At 51.7% G+C, this 15,891-nt stretch carries 14 protein-coding genes and 1 riboswitch; of the genes, 1 reads left to right on the plus strand and 13 read right to left on the minus strand.

Annotation, left to right across the window (positions count from 1 at the left end; all coding sequences use genetic code 11):
• Positions 1–48: 48 nt before the first annotated feature.
• The 7 genes from ACFOLF_RS10080 to ACFOLF_RS10110 all read right to left on the minus strand — a co-directional run bounded on the left by ACFOLF_RS10080 (position 49) and on the right by ACFOLF_RS10110 (position 7,875).
• Positions 49–1,554 (minus strand): sulfatase family protein, encoded by a 1,506-nt coding sequence (locus tag ACFOLF_RS10080; protein ID WP_379113944.1) that lies wholly within the window; start codon positions 1,552–1,554, stop codon positions 49–51.
• Between the two features lie 17 nt (positions 1,555–1,571).
• Entirely contained in the window at positions 1,572–2,441 is an 870-nt protein-coding gene (locus tag ACFOLF_RS10085) for a carbohydrate ABC transporter permease (protein ID WP_379114095.1), read from the minus strand.
• Positions 2,442–2,447: 6 nt separating this feature from the next.
• Complete coding sequence (locus ACFOLF_RS10090; RefSeq protein ID WP_379114093.1) at positions 2,448–3,395, minus strand: ABC transporter permease; 948 nt, start codon at positions 3,393–3,395, stop codon at positions 2,448–2,450.
• 63 nt (positions 3,396–3,458) lie between these two features.
• On the minus strand, positions 3,459–5,030 hold the full coding sequence (locus ACFOLF_RS10095) for an extracellular solute-binding protein (RefSeq protein ID WP_210038359.1): 1,572 nt from the start codon (positions 5,028–5,030) through the stop codon (positions 3,459–3,461).
• Between the two features lie 61 nt (positions 5,031–5,091).
• Positions 5,092–5,988: an AraC family transcriptional regulator gene (locus ACFOLF_RS10100; RefSeq protein WP_210038358.1), complete on the minus strand. Its 897-nt coding sequence runs from the start codon at positions 5,986–5,988 to the stop codon at positions 5,092–5,094.
• 240 nt (positions 5,989–6,228) lie between these two features.
• Complete coding sequence (locus tag ACFOLF_RS10105) at positions 6,229–6,894, minus strand: SGNH/GDSL hydrolase family protein (protein WP_210038357.1); 666 nt, start codon at positions 6,892–6,894, stop codon at positions 6,229–6,231.
• A gap of 18 nt (positions 6,895–6,912) precedes the next feature.
• A complete protein-coding gene (locus ACFOLF_RS10110) occupies positions 6,913–7,875 on the minus strand; it encodes an acetylxylan esterase (RefSeq protein ID WP_210038356.1) in 963 nt (320 codons plus the stop codon).
• Between the two features lie 251 nt (positions 7,876–8,126).
• Here ACFOLF_RS10110 and ACFOLF_RS10115 point away from each other — a divergent pair, with 251 nt between their 5' ends.
• On the plus strand, positions 8,127–9,056 hold the full coding sequence (locus tag ACFOLF_RS10115) for a polysaccharide deacetylase family protein (RefSeq protein WP_210038355.1): 930 nt from the start codon (positions 8,127–8,129) through the stop codon (positions 9,054–9,056).
• 58 nt (positions 9,057–9,114) lie between these two features.
• Here the strand turns inward: ACFOLF_RS10115 and ACFOLF_RS10120 are convergent, their stop codons facing one another.
• The 6 genes from ACFOLF_RS10120 to ACFOLF_RS10145 form a co-directional block, all read right to left on the minus strand.
• Entirely contained in the window at positions 9,115–9,786 is a 672-nt protein-coding gene (locus ACFOLF_RS10120) for a 3D domain-containing protein (RefSeq protein WP_210038354.1), read from the minus strand.
• 114 nt (positions 9,787–9,900) lie between these two features.
• Positions 9,901–10,139: riboswitch (cyclic di-AMP (ydaO/yuaA leader) on the minus strand.
• An 80-nt stretch (positions 10,140–10,219) separates the two neighbouring features.
• Positions 10,220–11,674 (minus strand): PAS domain S-box protein, encoded by a 1,455-nt coding sequence (locus ACFOLF_RS10125; protein WP_210038353.1) that lies wholly within the window; start codon positions 11,672–11,674, stop codon positions 10,220–10,222.
• 130 nt (positions 11,675–11,804) lie between these two features.
• Positions 11,805–12,428 (minus strand): TetR/AcrR family transcriptional regulator, encoded by a 624-nt coding sequence (locus ACFOLF_RS10130; protein WP_210038352.1) that lies wholly within the window; start codon positions 12,426–12,428, stop codon positions 11,805–11,807.
• Between the two features lie 226 nt (positions 12,429–12,654).
• On the minus strand, positions 12,655–13,455 hold the full coding sequence (locus tag ACFOLF_RS10135; protein ID WP_210038351.1) for a CAP domain-containing protein: 801 nt from the start codon (positions 13,453–13,455) through the stop codon (positions 12,655–12,657).
• Between the two features lie 268 nt (positions 13,456–13,723).
• A complete protein-coding gene (locus ACFOLF_RS10140; RefSeq protein ID WP_210038350.1) occupies positions 13,724–14,866 on the minus strand; it encodes an ABC transporter permease in 1,143 nt (380 codons plus the stop codon).
• 33 nt (positions 14,867–14,899) lie between these two features.
• The gene (locus ACFOLF_RS10145; RefSeq protein ID WP_379113942.1) at positions 14,900–15,880 is read right to left on the minus strand and encodes an ABC transporter ATP-binding protein; all 981 of its coding nucleotides are present in this window, start codon (positions 15,878–15,880) and stop codon (positions 14,900–14,902) included.
• Positions 15,881–15,891 lie beyond the last annotated feature (11 nt).

The following is a 15,891-nucleotide window of genomic DNA, read 5'->3' on the forward strand; positions in this document are numbered from 1 at the left end:
GACTATTTCCGTCTGCACCGCTTGATTCATCATCTTCTATGCCCGCATTCACCCCAGAGAGGCGTATCCATGGCGGTCATAAAAAAACGGTCCCCTCGACCAGACGCTTGCCAGATGAAGCAGCAGCTCCGTCTTCAGCTGTTCCCGAACCGGCTGGTACTCCGCTTCAGTATAAACATTATACCATTCCTGGGGGTCAGTCCGGAGGTTATACAATTCTCCGTGCGCCTCATCCACCCGCTCGATGGCATCCTCAATCGTACCGGATAAGTAGATGATCAGCTTCCAATCCCGCTTGCGCCACATATAGCAGGGAGCCGAATGAAGTCCTTCCGCCCCTTTGCCGTGAAACTCGCTGAACGTTCCCCGGCGCTTGCGCTCACCCAGAAGATCAAGTCCCGGCAGAATCGGGTTCCGCGGCAATCCCGCTATTTTACTGAGCGTTGGCACAAGATCAATCAGCTCGGCCTGACGCTCATCGACTGTACCGCGTTTGTCCCCGGGTATCACGGAGCCGGACAATATGAGCGGCACCCTGACGCTGGAGTCGTACAGACAATACTTGCTGAAGCGGTATCTGCGCTCGCCGAGCATCTCGCCGTGATCCGACAGAAATACGATCAGGGCATTGTCCAATCTTCCCTGGCGCTCCAGCGACTCCATCACCAGGCCAAAATAGTGATCCAGCCAGCTGCAATTTGCATAATAACGCAGCGTAGTCCGTCTGCGCTCAAGCGGACTCATCGCTTCCCAGGCCTCGCGTCTCTCCAGATACATTCGACGGCTGCCTGTATTCACGCCGTCCGTAGCCGACAAATGCGTTCCCTCCTCGTCCTCCCATGGCGGCTGCGGGATATCGGGAATATCCTCAAGCCGGTACAGATCCTCAAATTCCTGCGGCACATTGAACCCGGCATGCGGCTTCAGAAAGGACAGATAAAGGAACAAGGGACGATCCGGATCGATGCCGCCGTCCAGAAAATTCAGACACTGCCCGGCTACCCAGCCGTCGCGGTGCTGTTCCATCGGTATTCCGCTCGTTCGGCCCATATAGCCTAGCGCATTTTCTTCCCCGCTGCCGTAAAGGGCCGTTTCCTCGCCATAAGCCCGCAGCCCTTCCGGATCATGGTCTCCCATCATCACAGCTCCGTCCTCATAGTGGCCGCTCTCCCGGGAAAGTCCGACCGAGCGCACTTCAAAGCCTCTCGTAGGCGGAACGGGATTCCGGTGTCCATGGTTCCAATGCGTCTTGCCGAATCCTGCCGTCTGGTATCCCGCCTTGCGCATCAATTCTGGCAGCGGATCGGCAGGAAGCTTGTCTTCGTCGTAGAGACCTCCATGATTCGTCCGCACGCCCAGTTGGGAAGGATACAAACCCAGCATCATGGAGCTGCGGCTCGGCACACACATCGGCGCCTGACAGACTGCCTGGTTATAGACAATACCGCTTTCGGCCAGCTTGTCGATGTTCGGTGTCTTAATTGCCGGGTTATACAGACCGATGCAATCCCAGCGCTGCTGGTCGGTCATCAAAAAAATGATATCGGGTTTCATATGCTTCATCTCCAAACCTAACCTTTTATAGAGCCAACCATGGCTCCTTTGGCAAAATGCTTTTGCAAAAACGGATAAACCATAACTATCGGAGCGATCGCCACAACAACGGCAGCCATCTTGAGCGATTCTGAGGGCGGAACCTCCACAAACTCTCCAGGAACGGCCAAATCCGTATTGGAGGCATTCAGCAGCATATTCTGCAGCAGAACCTGGATCGGCCAGCGGGAGGAGTCATTCAAGTACAGCAGGGCGGTAAAAAATTGATTCCAGAAGCCCACTGCATAGAACAACCCGAATGCCGCCAGAGCAGGAAGCGACAAGGGAAGCATGATCGAGACCCAGGCCCGCGTCTCGCCGCAGCCGTCAATGGCAGCCGATTCTCCGAGCTCCTGCGGCAGACTGTCGAAAAAGTTTTTCATCAGCAATATATTCCATCCGGTTGCCATGGCCGGCAGAATCAAGGACCATAAACTGTCAAGCAGGCCCAATTGGCGAATAAGAATAAAGTTCGGAATAATACCCGGACTGAACAGGATGGTGAGCAGGGTAAGCAGCATCAGCAATCTGCGTCCCATCAGCTTTTTCCGGGAAAGGGCATAGGCGAAGGAGGAGGTAACAGCCAGCGAGCATACGGTGCCGACGACCGCCAGGAAGGCGCTGTTGCCGAGCGAGCGCAGGAACGCATCGGTGGATAACAGATAACTATAGGCGTCGAATGACCATTTGGACGGGAACAGGATATAGTCCTTGGCCAGCAGCTCCGTTGAATCGGTGAATGAAATAACAACTACATAATAAATCGGGAAAAAGGTGAGGAGCGCCATCAATCCCAGCAGCCCCCCGTTAATCAGACGGAAGAGCCGGTCCGACATACTCGACCTGATCACTTGTTAAAACACCCCTTCCTCGCCGAACTTCCTGGCCACTTTATTTCCAATCAGCACCAAAGCAAGCCCGACGAGAGATTTGAACAGCCCTGCAGCCGTGCTGTAGCTGAATTGGCTTTGCTTGATCCCGAGCCGGTACACGTAAGTGTCGAATACCTCTGCCACATTGGATACGGCACCGTTATACATAAGGAAAATCTGTTCAAAGCCGACATCCATCATGTCGCCGAGCTTCAATATAAATAACACCACGATTACGGAGCGAAGGCCTGGCAGCGTAATATGCCACATTTGCCTCAGACGTCCGGCTCCATCCATTTTCACAGCTTCATAAAGGCTGGGGTTGATTCCGGCAATGCCAGCCAGAAACAGAATGGTTCCCCATCCGGCCTCTTTCCAGATGGATTGAAGGGTCACCATCAGCCAGAAGGCATTCGGATTCGTAAGCACGCCCAATCGAGGTCTTCCAAGCGCCTCCAGAATATCGTTAACGAGTCCTTCGCCTTTGGCGAACAGGAAGAACGTCAGACCAGCGATAATGACCCAGGACAAGAAGTGGGGCAGGTAGATTACCGTCTGCACGAGACGCTTGAACAAGACGCTCCGCAGCTCATTCAGCATCAGCGCAATCAGAATAGGCAGCGGGAAAAACAGAAACAGGCTGAGCAGATTAATGGCAATCGTATTGCGGAACAGCATCCAGAAATCCGGATTGGCAAAAAAACGTTCAAAATGCTTCAAACCCACCCAAGGACTATGCAAAATTCCGGCGAAGGGCGAATAGTCCTGAAAGGCAATGACAATGCCCCACATCGGCACATACTTGAACAAGATCAGAAAAAGAATTCCCGGCAGGGCAAGAAGGTACAGGGATCTGTCCCGATACAGCCTCCTGCCGAGCCTGCCCCATTTTCCTGCCTGATTCGGTAATTCAGGACCGGCAGCTTTCATAGCCTTCATGCCGCTTTCCTCCTTATGGACCGTCAGCTTAAGGGTGAAGCGGCATCAGCCGTCTTACTGCCCGGTACGCTTCTTATAGGCTGCAGTCATTTCTTCGGTCATCTTCGTTACGCCGGCATCCTGCTTCAGTGCGGCTACAAATTCATCCCAAGCTGTAATCGGCTCGTTGCCCAAGATGATTTTAGCTTTTAAATCCTGGATTTTTTTGTTCAAATCCGGCAGAATTTCATTGGCGGTCTCCGATCCCAACCCAACCGTCGGGTCGGCAGTGCTGCCGGTTTGCGCATCCTGCACCTGTTTGAAGATTTTGAGCGCCTCCGTCTCCTCGGGTGTGGAGCCAACGGTTTCAGCAGGGAGCAGTATATTGACGATCTGATTAAAATCCGACGCATTATCTTTTGTTCTCTGATCGACATCGATAACCTTTTGACCATCCACCAGATTATAATCGCGGCCTTCAATTCCGTACTTCTGAATTTCAAACACTTCAGGATTCATCCACGTATCGATCAGCTTCAAAATCCGTTTCATCTTATCCTCCGGCACGGATTTCGCTATGGCCAGAATCCCGTTAAAGCCCGTACCTTTTGGTGTATAACCGTCAATCGAGGTCACCGGGTAGAAATCGGCGAATGAAAATCCGGAATCGATCTTCTTCAGATCATCCGCATATACATGCAGAGTACCTGTCTTGTCCACAATGATGCCGGCCTTGTTGGACTTGAACAGATCCCGGCTGTCCGTCAGCTTCAGCGACAACAGGTCCTGCGGAATCAGCTTTTCCCGGTAGGCCTTGGCCAGATACTCCAAGGACTCGCGCACCTCCGGCAGAAAAGCGGAGTATACGAGCTGCTGCCCGTCCCATTTCCAACTGCCGTTCACACCCGTAAAGGAGTTCTCAACCGCCCCAAGCACCGGACCGAGATTGGTATCGTTGGCATCCAGATAAGCCGCGATACCGACCGTATCGGCTTTACCGTTGCCGTCCGGGTCCTGATCCGTGAAAGCTTTGGCCACCTTATACAATTCTTCTGTCGTGGTTGGCACCTGCAGGCCTAAGCGATCCAGCCAATCCTTGCGGACGATGAAGAAGCTCTCTCCCTCTTCCGGACGCGGGCGAGGAATCCCGTAGTTGTTTCCGTCTGCTTGTTTGGTTACATTCCATGCGTTCTGGGAAATGCTGTTTGAGAGATTGGGGTAATCCTTAATATAAGGGGTGATATCCCAGAATGCGCCCTGCGCAACAGCTGTACGGAATGCGGTAGAGAACGGGTCATTCACCATCAAGAGATCCGGCAGATTTCCGGAAGCCAGCGTCACATTCAGCTTCTCGGTGTAGATGTTGTTGGATACCCATGTAATCGACATTTTCGAATGGGTTGCTGCTTCAATAGCGCGCTTGATCACGTTATCATCGGCCGCGGGCGGCGTGCTTGGCGTAATCGTCTGAATGGTCAGCTCAAGCGGGGCTTCGCCTGTCGTATTCGCGCCCTCAGCGCTTCCGGCATCAGTACCAGTCTTGCCGCTGCTGGAGCAGGCGGAGAGAAGCAGAGAGCCGATTAACGTCAGAGATACCAGCAAAAGCCGAAGACTGCGGTTGCCCCTCGGGGCTTGTTCGTTATACATGTTCATTTCTCCTCGCGATTAATTTCCTGTTGGCCTGACGATCGGAGAATCCTCTCCTTGATCAGGAGATTCGCCGGTTCTTGGCCATTTTTCGATATTCCCCCGGAGTAGCTCCCACGATTCGCGAGAAGAGGCGGGAGAAGAAGGAGGCATTGGCGAATCCGACGGACTCCGCAACAACCTCCATGCTCCGGTTCGTTTCGTGCAGCATTTGCTTGGCGCGTTCGATCCGGATATGCTGCAGCATCTCATTGACGCTTCTGCCTGTCTCCTGTTTGAACACGCGGCCCAAATGCCGCTCGCTCAGATTAAACACCTGAGCCAGATAAGCAAGTGTAAGCTTTTGATGAAAATGATCTTCCAGAAACACGCGGACACGGCGGGTCAGAATTTCGTGGCCGCCGCAGGCATAGGAGACCTGCTTTGTCGTCTCCCGTTTTTCATAGAAACGGGATAACAGAACGAGCAATTCCATCAGCTTGAAGCGAATCAGCAGCGGTGAGCCTGAATCCTCATCCTTGGTCTCGGCAATCATATCCTCCAAAATGCCGACGATGGCCGATGACTGTTCGGCGCTCAGGGTCATTTTTCGGGGCAGCCTGCCGCTGCCATCCATGAATGGCGTGATAAAAGCAAGCGTCCCGGACATCTCATCATCACCAGGAAGGCAGCCCGCCAGGGACTGCGGAACAAACAGAACATTGATAATCTCGATCCCGGAGCCGTTCAGATGCTCAATGGCATGCCGCTCGCCGGGATGAATGCTGTACATATCGCCCGCCCGCACCTCGTAGGGAAAACGGTCAATGAGATGCAAGCCTTCGCCCTGAACCACATATACCAGCTCGATGAAATCATGCGCGTGCTCATCAAACACGTTGTGCTGTCCATGGGAAGATCGCTGTACCCAGATGCCTTGAGCATTTTTGCGGTATCCCGATAACGTCTTGACGGTCATGTAGATTGCTCCTTCCTGCTGGATGCCCCGGATTAATACCAAGTAATTCACTCGTTTTTATATTATTTATAATAACGCATTATACAGTTCGGTTTCATGCTCTATCGGGACAATATCATGTCTTATTCGGACTTTTTTCCTGCCAATATATCCCTGAAAAACAAAAAAGCCGCTTTAATCCGCATGGAGGCGGAAGCGGCTTTCGAATTTATCTTTACTGACAGGTTGAGTAGAATCGGTTCATACAAGCCCTTGATTATAGTCGAAGCCAATCCCCTGCAGGAATGATCTGGCCAGAACGGCATGTCCGGTCTGCGACGGATGGACCCGGTCCCAAGCAAGCGTAGCCGGATACAAATGCTCCAGCAGGCGGTTGAATGCCGCCTGGGTGTCGACATAAACCGCATCGTACTTCCCCGCAATCCGCTTCACTGCTTCACCGTAGCGATCCATCGTTTCACGCATCGCATCGGTTGGATTAGGTTCGATGTAGAACGGAGTCATAAGCGCTAATCCCTTCAGAACGGGTCTTGTTCGGGCAACCAGCTCTTCAAGGGTCTGCTCGTATTCCTCCAGATACACATGGGCCTCCGTCATTGCAGGCACGTCGAACTGCCGCCAGACATCATTGGTTCCGATCATGATCGACAGCCAATCCGGCTTGAGGTCAATGACATCGGTTTGCCAGCGGTCCTTCAGGTCCCTTACCGTATTTCCGCTTGTTCCGACATTGACAACCCGAATGCCCAGCTCCGGATATACAGCCGTCAGCAGTGCGTCAACCACGCCGACATATCCTCTGCCAATCGCATTGAACAACCCTTCCCCTACCGGTCTTGCCCGGTCGCAATCCGTGATGGAATCACCGATCATGACAAGCTTGTCCCGTTTCTCCAGCTTAAGCATAAAGGATTCCTGCCTCTCCTAGTAATTCCCCAAGAAATATTGAAAAATCTTGTCATGGTGTCCAGGCAGCCCTTCATGCCCGAAATCCGGATAAATTTCCAAACGCTTTGGCGCCGTTATCTTGTTGTAAGCGGCAAATTGAGTGGAAGGCGGACATATCGTATCCATCAGACCTGTTCCCATCAGTACCTCGCCTTTAATGCGTTCGGCCAAATACTGAATATCAATATAGCCCAGCTTGGTGAAAATTTCATCCTCCCGCTTATGCTGCGGGTCGAAATGACGGAAATAGGTGCGAAGCTCGGCATAGGCGTCCTTCGCCAGATCCATCTCCCATACGCGCCTGTAATCGCTCAGGAATGGATAGACCGGCGCCAGCTTGCGTATACGCGGCTCCAGCGAAGCGCAGGCAATGGTCAGACCGCCTCCCTGCGACCAGCCAGTTGCGAATACCTGCTCCGGGTCTACGTAGGGCATCTGCATGACAATGGAAGCCAGCTGCGCCGTGTCCAAGAAGATATGCCGGAACAGCAGGTTATCCGGCTGATCATCCAACCCGCGGATAATATGTCCGTGATGCGTATTGCCGGTCACACCGCCGACATCCTGTGAAAGTCCGCCCTGCCCCCTGCAGTCCATGGCAAATACCGAGAACCCCAGCGAGACATAACCGAGACGCTCATGCCAATCGCCTACATTCCCGGAATAACCGTGAAAATGCAAAACCGCCGGCCGGGGCGTGTCCGCCTGACGGGGACGGGCATATTTAACATGAATCCGGGCACCCCGCACACCTGTAAAATAAAGATCGAAGCATTCCGCAGCAGGTGTCTGGAAGGAGCTTGGAACAAGCTCGATCTGCGGTTCGGTCTGACGCATTTCATTAAGGGCCCTGTCCCAATAATCATCGAAATCGGCAGGCCGGGGATTTCTTCCTGAATACGCTTGCAATTCAGCAAGCGGCTTATCAATTGTAGGCATTTCTATAACTCCTTTGCTGTTGTGATTACTTTCCATGTTAGCGGTTTTATTCTTCATCTGTAAAGTTATTTTTGCAGAAAGCTGCCCCGGAACGGACCTTGCCGCCAACGCTGCAGGCAGCTTCGCTTCATGTCATCGACGGTTATCCGCTGCTTCGCATGCATGATCGGAAAACAGAGGGGCACAATGAATAAAGCGCAAGAAGGAATGGCTTGTCATTCATCAAAATCATCAAAATATGGAGGGTTTACATGCAGCGGAATAATCATGGCGTTCGCTCTATACGAAAAACAGTTCTTATCCTCCTCGCGGTCATGTTACTCTCCGGTTCATTTGATCCGGTGCAAAGACTTCATGCTGCTCCGCTTGATAAGCTCCCGGCTTCCTTACATATTCAACTTCAGAACGAGCCCGGCAGCCTGCCGCTTAGCATACCCGGCGTCAGCGAGCCTTCCTTCCAGAGCAGGGAGACAGGCCAGCAGAAGAAAAAGAAAATTTCGCGCCGTGACGCGACATCCTGGGTGGATCTGCAGCAGCGTTATCCCGGGACCTTCGTTATTGGCGGCCCGCGCAAGGAGAGGAAGGTTGCGCTTACCTTTGACGATGTGCCTGATCCCCGCTACACGTCCAAGGTGCTTGATATATTGGCCCGCCATAAAGTCAGGGCGACTTTTTTTGTAGTCGGATCGCGCGCCGCATCTTATCCGTCCATAGTCAGGCGCATTGGCAGGGAAGGACATGTAATCGGCAACCATTCCTATAATCATGCGGTATTCTCGCGTATTTCCCTGTTTGCCTTCCAGCAGCAGATCCGCAATACGGACGCCATATTGCGTCCGCTCGCCGGATATAGTCCCAGATTAATCAGACCGCCCTATGGGGAAGTACTGCCCGGGCAAATTGAATGGATGAAGCAAAACGGTTATATTGCCGTCAACTGGGATGTCGACTCCGTCGACTGGCGGGGCATCGACAGCAGTACGATATTGTTTAACATCAAGAAAACCCTGCAGCCGGGCTCCATTATTCTTCAGCATGCAGGCGGAGGCATCGGCCAGGATCTATCGGGAACATTAGAGGCGCTGCCCAAACTGATCAAGCTGCTCCGCAGCAAAGGCTATCAAATGGTTACGCTCCCTGAGCTGCTTGGAGAACCGGCTGCACGAAGCGTAAAGCCCTGAAACCGCCAAGCGGCGCCCCTGCAAGGGGGCGCCGCTCATGATCGATTATATTGAAGTATTATGATTTGCCCAGAACAAAAACCTTTACATATTGAAACCCGAACTTCTGGGCTTTTTCCTGCGATTGCGGTACGAAGATATCAATGCGATCCCCTTTGATCCCGCTCCCCATATCTGTCGCTACGGCCATCATGCCGCCAACAGGCAAACCGTCATGATCGTAACCGGTGATATACACCTTGCTTCCCATCGGAATACGGTTGGGATCAACTGCGATCGTACCCAGCTTGAGCGGGTTGCCGTAATAGTCAACCGGGCCCCAGCCGTTCTCGGATTCATCAGCTGTATAGGCGCTTGCTTTGGCTTGTACAACATCCGTATAGTTGTAGGCCAGCCCGTTGACTGCCACGGTATTTTTCGGCAGCGCTTTGGCCGTGGATTCCATTTTAATCGCCTTGACCGCCGCGGTTTTCGGAGCTGCTGCCGTTTTTTTCGCTGCCGATCCCGGCACTGTGATGGACAAGCCCGCATAAATATTGGACGGGTCCACGCCTGGATTGGCTTTCACCAGCTGATCGAGCTGCACACCGAATTGTTTGGACAACGTCCAGAAAGTATCATTGTCTTTTGCCTTGTATACCGCTGCAGCGTTTGCCGCCCCTGCATGGGCAAGAATTGCCAATCCAAGTACAGCTGCTGCTGCGCCTTTTTTCCATTTTGCATTTACCAAAACAAATGTCCTCCTTTTTATTTACGGGTTTATCGGCAGGTTCTGATACAGAACTGTCTCCAAACTCCGTCATCGCTCAAACAAGGCAGCCTCTCTCCCGATTGGTTAAGTATGCCTGTTTGTGCATGCGGCCTGCGAGGTTAGTTGTCGGATTCGGATTGAGGAGTTCAACCCTACGCCATAGCGGATATGCCCGCTCCAAAGCGATTCACCCCCAGCGGATTTTCACCCTGCCAATTCGACTGGCTCGGATAATATTCCGCGAGGCAGGAAACAGATTATGGCTTGCTGAAAGCATCTGTTTGCTGCCTCATAAAGATCCCCCGTACGATAAGTTTCGGCTCGCGTTAAAGGATACCATAATTCTATCCCCCAAATACACTGGTAAATAGGTCCAGCCGCGAACAATAACGGGCTGAACGCCATTCATTTATCACTCTGTCTCCCATTCAAAGGCAGGCAGCTCAACTGTGACGGTTGTGCCGCTGCTTTCCTCGCTTTCAAATTTCAGCGTGCCGCGGTGGGCTTCAATAATGCGCAAGCAAATCATGAGTCCAAGCCCGGTACCGGAGCTTTTGGTCGAGTAGAAGGGGCTGCCTAGACGCTCAAGCTTATCCTTGGGGATTCCCACCCCTTGATCTTGAATGCGGACGATGAGCATACCCGCGTCCCCCTCCTTCAGGGTAATGGATAAATCTCCTCCGCTTGGCATCGCCTCTATGGCATTTTTCATCAAATTGATAAATACCTGCTTGAGCTGATTCTCATCGCAATATACCGTCGGCATCTTCGCGGCAAAATCCTTTTTCATCTCGACATTGTTCATAATCGCCTGGGTTTCCAGCAGCGTTATCACATTCTCCAATATGGAGGCCAGATTATGCTGGCTAAACTGCTTGACCTGGGGCTTGGCCAGCGCCATAAATTCCTGCACGATCGTATTGATCCGGTCCAGCTCCGCAAGCATAATATTGAAATATTCATGATGGTCGCTTACCTTTGTTTTTAGAAACTGCGTAAAACCCTTTAAGGAGGTTAAAGGGTTTCGGATTTCGTGAGCGATTCCCGCCGCCATCTGACCTGCTACCGACAGCTTCTCTGATCGGATAATCGCTTCTTCCTCTCTTTTGCGCTCCGTCAAATCACGAAACACGCTTTGCACAACAAAGGGGCGTCCCTGAAAATTATGAATCCGGATGCCTGAAACCTCGACATCGATAATCCTTCCATCAAGGCTGACGATTTTGGATTTCATAAAGTCCAAAGGCTCATCCGAGGCCAGCAGCAAGCTCATGCGTTCGCTCGTCATTTGCCGGTAATCGGCGTAAATCAAATCCATATAGGTAACGGTAAATAATTCCTCAACCCTGGTGGCGCCAAAGAGGAGTAGGCCGGCATTATTCGTATATAAAATCGTTTCCCCGTCATGAACGACGATGGGTTCAGGCAAATATTTGATCAGGCGCTGATACCTGAGTTCATGCTCACGTAAAATTTCATCCGCTTTTATCGTACTGGTGACATCCGTCAGCGTACCAACCAGTGCGGGGCGGCCATCATACTCGACCAGTAATCCCTTGGCTTCATAGTAGAACAGACTTCCGTCCTTCCTGAGCCCTCTGAGCCAATTGCGGGCGCCCCTGCCTTCCCCTCTCAACCGGCGGCTGATCTTGTCTTTGAAAAAAGCCCGGTCTTCCTCGAAGACCAGTTCCTTGGGCTGCATACCGATAATTTCCTCACGGGAGTATCCGAACATCTCCGCCAGACACGGATTGACATACGAAATTTGATCTTCATGAAAAAGAAAGACGCCTATCCGCGACTGATCAACCAATTGATGCAGATGAGTGGAAATAAATGACTCGTATTGAGATTGTTGATCCTTCATAAAGCTCATCCCCCGACAGGTTCAAAAGAAGTATCCTTATCAATTCGCTAACATTTTATCATTTCCCTCCATGTCAAAGGACTTATTTACAAAGGCGTTTTAATGCCGGTCTCTTGTTTTTTCATCGATATTAGGCCTTCATACCTGCCACCAATGTTCTTATTCCTTGATTGTAAATGGGGAGCGTCCTCTCCAAAAGCGAATCGATGGATTCCAGACTGCCATTATAGGTGTGGACGAATCCCTGCATGTAATAAAATAAAATGCGCGCACGATTGAGCGCCGCTTCAGCGTCGGCAGCAGAACCCTCGTCATCCACCACATTGTCCAGCGCCTGAATCAGATGGCCGAATATACGGTTGCGGATCTGATTCACTTCGAGCTCGGGCTCCGGCTCATCCACCCTGCCGCTTCCCGATGTGATCAGAACATTGAAGAAGCTGCCGTTGCTCAGGCAAAACACAGCATATTCCTGGCAGGCGCCAATCAACTTGTCCAATGGGGCAGCCTCCGCGTCTCCCAGCCTCTCCAGCATCCGGCCTTCCATCTCCGCAAGCGGCGGCATAGCGATCTGCTGCAGCAGATCCTCTTTATTCTTGAAATACAAATAGATCGCGGTATGCGAGCAGCCTGCCTCCTTGGCTATCTCGCGCATCGTTACCGACGGATAGCCTTTCTCTGCAAATAGCCGTGCAGCGGAATGACGGATAGCCTGCTTCATTTCTTCAGTCAGCATTTTTCGTCTTGTCGTCATGACCTTGACACCCCTTGTTTCGTTGTTTGGAATTTTAAATAACCATCGGTTACATAATAACCGCCGGTTAATTTCGCGTCAAGCCGAACGAAGAGTTCAAAACGAAACTATGTGGTTTGTTGGTTCGCTCATAAGAGAAGTCCGAGGAAGCCATCATCCGGAGCTTGAATCCTGTATGCAACAAAAAAAGCGGCCAGCATTGGCCGCCTTTCCATCATAGGTTATTCTAGGAAGTAAATTCTTGCACCCATTCGCCATTGTAATAAGCAACGCCGATTTTTTTGTAATTCGCACCCAGGATGTTGGCTTTATGGCCTGCGCTGTTCATCCATGCAGTCATAACTTCCTGAGGTGTACGTTGGCCTTTGGCAATGTTTTCACCCGCATAGTTATAAGATACGCCAAATTGCTTCATCATATCAAACGGGGAACCATAGGTTGGTGAGTTGTGATCAAAATAATTGTTGTCATACATGTCTTTCGCTTTGGCAGTCGCCACTTTAGTCAGCAGAGCATCGGATTGCAGTGAAGACAAGCCTGCTTTGCTGCGCTCCTGGTTGACGAGCGTTACAACCTGGGAAGCAAATTCGCTTTGCGATACTGTTCCCGGATCTGTGGTTGAGCCGCCGTTTGCCGGTGCGCTGCCGCCAGTTGAAGGCGTGCCGCTGCCGCCAGTTGCCGGAGTTCCGCTGCCGCCGCCAGTTGAAGGCGTACCGCTGCCGCCATTAGCAGGAGCACCTGAACCATTCCCGTATCCGCCATTAACCGGAATTTTAATGATCATACCGGGGAAAATACTGTTGCCGTTACCCAGGGAAGGGTTGGATTGCAGCAGCTTGCCAAGATCGATACCATATTGCTGCGCAAGTTTCGAAAGTGTATCGTTAATGTTTATATTATACGTTTTTGTTGGGGCTGTATTTGCAGAAGCTGCACTGACCTGCTGCAAGCCTGCTCCCCCTCCAAGTACAATTACACTTGCTGCAAGAACACTTGCTATTCCCACTCGAATTGGTCTTATTTTCATGAATTTATTTCCTCCTCGTTGGTTTTGGGTTTTGCCGGTTTCTCCCGACGCCACTCATGTTAACATAGGAAAAATCGTTATTCATGCCTCAAAATTTGGCATCTGCCGCAAAAGTCTCTCATAATTCGCTCCCTGATGTAAGCGTATCCCTTGGGACGCCTGAATAAAGCATTTCCCGAATTTCTAATAATAAAAAAAGAAGAGACACATGATTATGCGTCTCTTCTCCCTGTTTTCCGCCGCTATTTGTCCCAAACCGATCATGCCCTTAATTAGCCGCAGAACGCAGAAAGCCGGGCAGACGGATAAAAGCGACTGCAAGACCGATTGCTCCAAACGTGAGCAAAATCAGTACAGCTCCAAATACATCGCCAATATGTGCGCCATGCGCAATAATGTCCACCAGCGAATGCTGCGCCCAATACTGCGGTGTAAAATAGCCAATGGTCTGGATCGAATCCGGCAGCATGTATGATGGCGTCCACAGACCGCCTACCAGAGCGCCTCCCATGGAAATAAGCTGGGTAATGACCATAGCGGCTCCTTCGCCCGGAACAATGAAGGAAAGGCCAAGGCCAAGACCTGTTCCGGCAATACTAAGTCCCAGTACAATTAATGCGAGTGCCGACAAATCGCCAAGACTCAAGTCATAAACAAAATGGCCGAAGGTAAACAGAACCACGCATTGTGCAGCAACGGTGAGGACAAAGGGAATCCACATTCCGAGCAAATACTGCAGCGGCTTGATACTCGTGCTGCGGATACGGGACAGAAGTCCTGTCTTCTTCTCCTCAAAGAACCGGCGGCTCATCGTAATCATAATAAAGAACACGAACATGACAGTCATCCCCGGAACCACCTGGTCGATATAATTAAAAACATCCGAGGTTGTGGGTACAGCTTCGACTGTTACCGGGGAGGCAAGCGCCTGTTTGGCCTGTTGCTCGGTATCTCCCATCCGGATCAGCGTATCATTTAGCTTCTGTTCCCTGTACTTGCCTGTAAGGTTCTCCAGTATCGCTGTTATCGGGGCATTGGAGATAGCGGATGCGGGATCCTCGTACATCTTGATTCCAGCCGTCTGCCCCTCCTTGATAGCCTGCTCGAAACCTTCGGGCACGACCAGCAGAGCCGTGTACTGCCCCTGACGGATCTTGTCAATTCCTTCATTCAGGCTATCCGGATCTTCCGCCGACACATCCATAATCGTTCCCATCTGCCTCATGAATGCCTGCGATGCCTCGCTCTGATCCAGATCGACGGCGTGGACGGAAACTTGGGAGGAGCTTCCCGAACCGCCGAAGACGGACCCGAACATGACGATAAACAGCGCCGGCATCAGCAGCAGGAAGAAAAAGCTGCGCTTATCCTTGCGGATCAATTTCAATTCCTTCATAATAATGGATTTCATCTGAAAATCTCCCTTCTGTATCCTTACAGGCTTCTAGTCTCTCAGCGCGGTGCCGGTGACCGTCAGAAATACGCTCTCCAGCGACGGCCTGACAACCTCAAGCTGCTTGACATCCCACTGGCTCCGGGCGGCTGTGCCCAGAAGCCGCTGCATCACTCCCGCCACATGCTCCGTATCCAGTATCCAGCCCGAGCCTTCTTTGCGCGTTTGAGTAACCTGCGGATCAACGGGAGGAGCCGTCAGCCCGGCGGCTTCCAGATAAATGGATTTGCGCCCGTATTGCTCGAGAAGCTCGCCAAGCGATCCGCTTGCTTTGACGGTTCCCTGATCCATAATGGCGACCTGATCGCAGAGAACCTCAACCTCCTCCATGTAATGGGTGGAGTAAATAATCGTTACCCCGTCCTTGTTGAGCTCGCGGATCATTTCGAAAATATGATTGCGGGACTGCGGATCAATGCCTACCGTCGGCTCATCCAGGATCAGCAGCTTCGGCCGGTGCAGCATGGCTGCCGCAATATTAATGCGTCGCTTCATACCGCCGGAGAAGGTCTGCACTTCATCCCTGGCACGGTCAATCAGCCCGGTTTTCTCCAGGATTTCCTGAATACGGCGTTTAAGCTCATTTCCGTGAACACCGTATGCCTGGCCAAAAAACTCAAGATTATCGTAAGCGCTCAGCTTCTCATACAGGGTTATTTCCTGAGGAACATAACCAATGTATTTGGAAACCGCATCGATATCATTGGTAATATCTCTGCCGAACAGGCTCACACTCCCCCTGTCCGCCTTCACGATTCCGGTCAAAATCTTCATGGTGGTCGATTTGCCTGCTCCGTTGGGGCCAAGAAACCCGAATGAAGTGCCGGCCTGAAGCGATAAGGTCACATTCGACAGTGCCTGTTTCTTGCCGTATGCCTTTTGCAGACCTGTGACTTCCAGCAGAAGTTCCCGGCTTTCGGGCCGTTTACTATCGGATGGCCGCCGGTTTTCCGTCATTGTTTCCATTTTCATTTCATTCCCTT

The organism is Paenibacillus sepulcri (genome assembly GCF_042647105.1).
In the GTDB taxonomy this organism is placed as follows: Bacteria; Bacillota; Bacilli; order Paenibacillales; family Paenibacillaceae; genus Paenibacillus_Z; species Paenibacillus_Z sepulcri.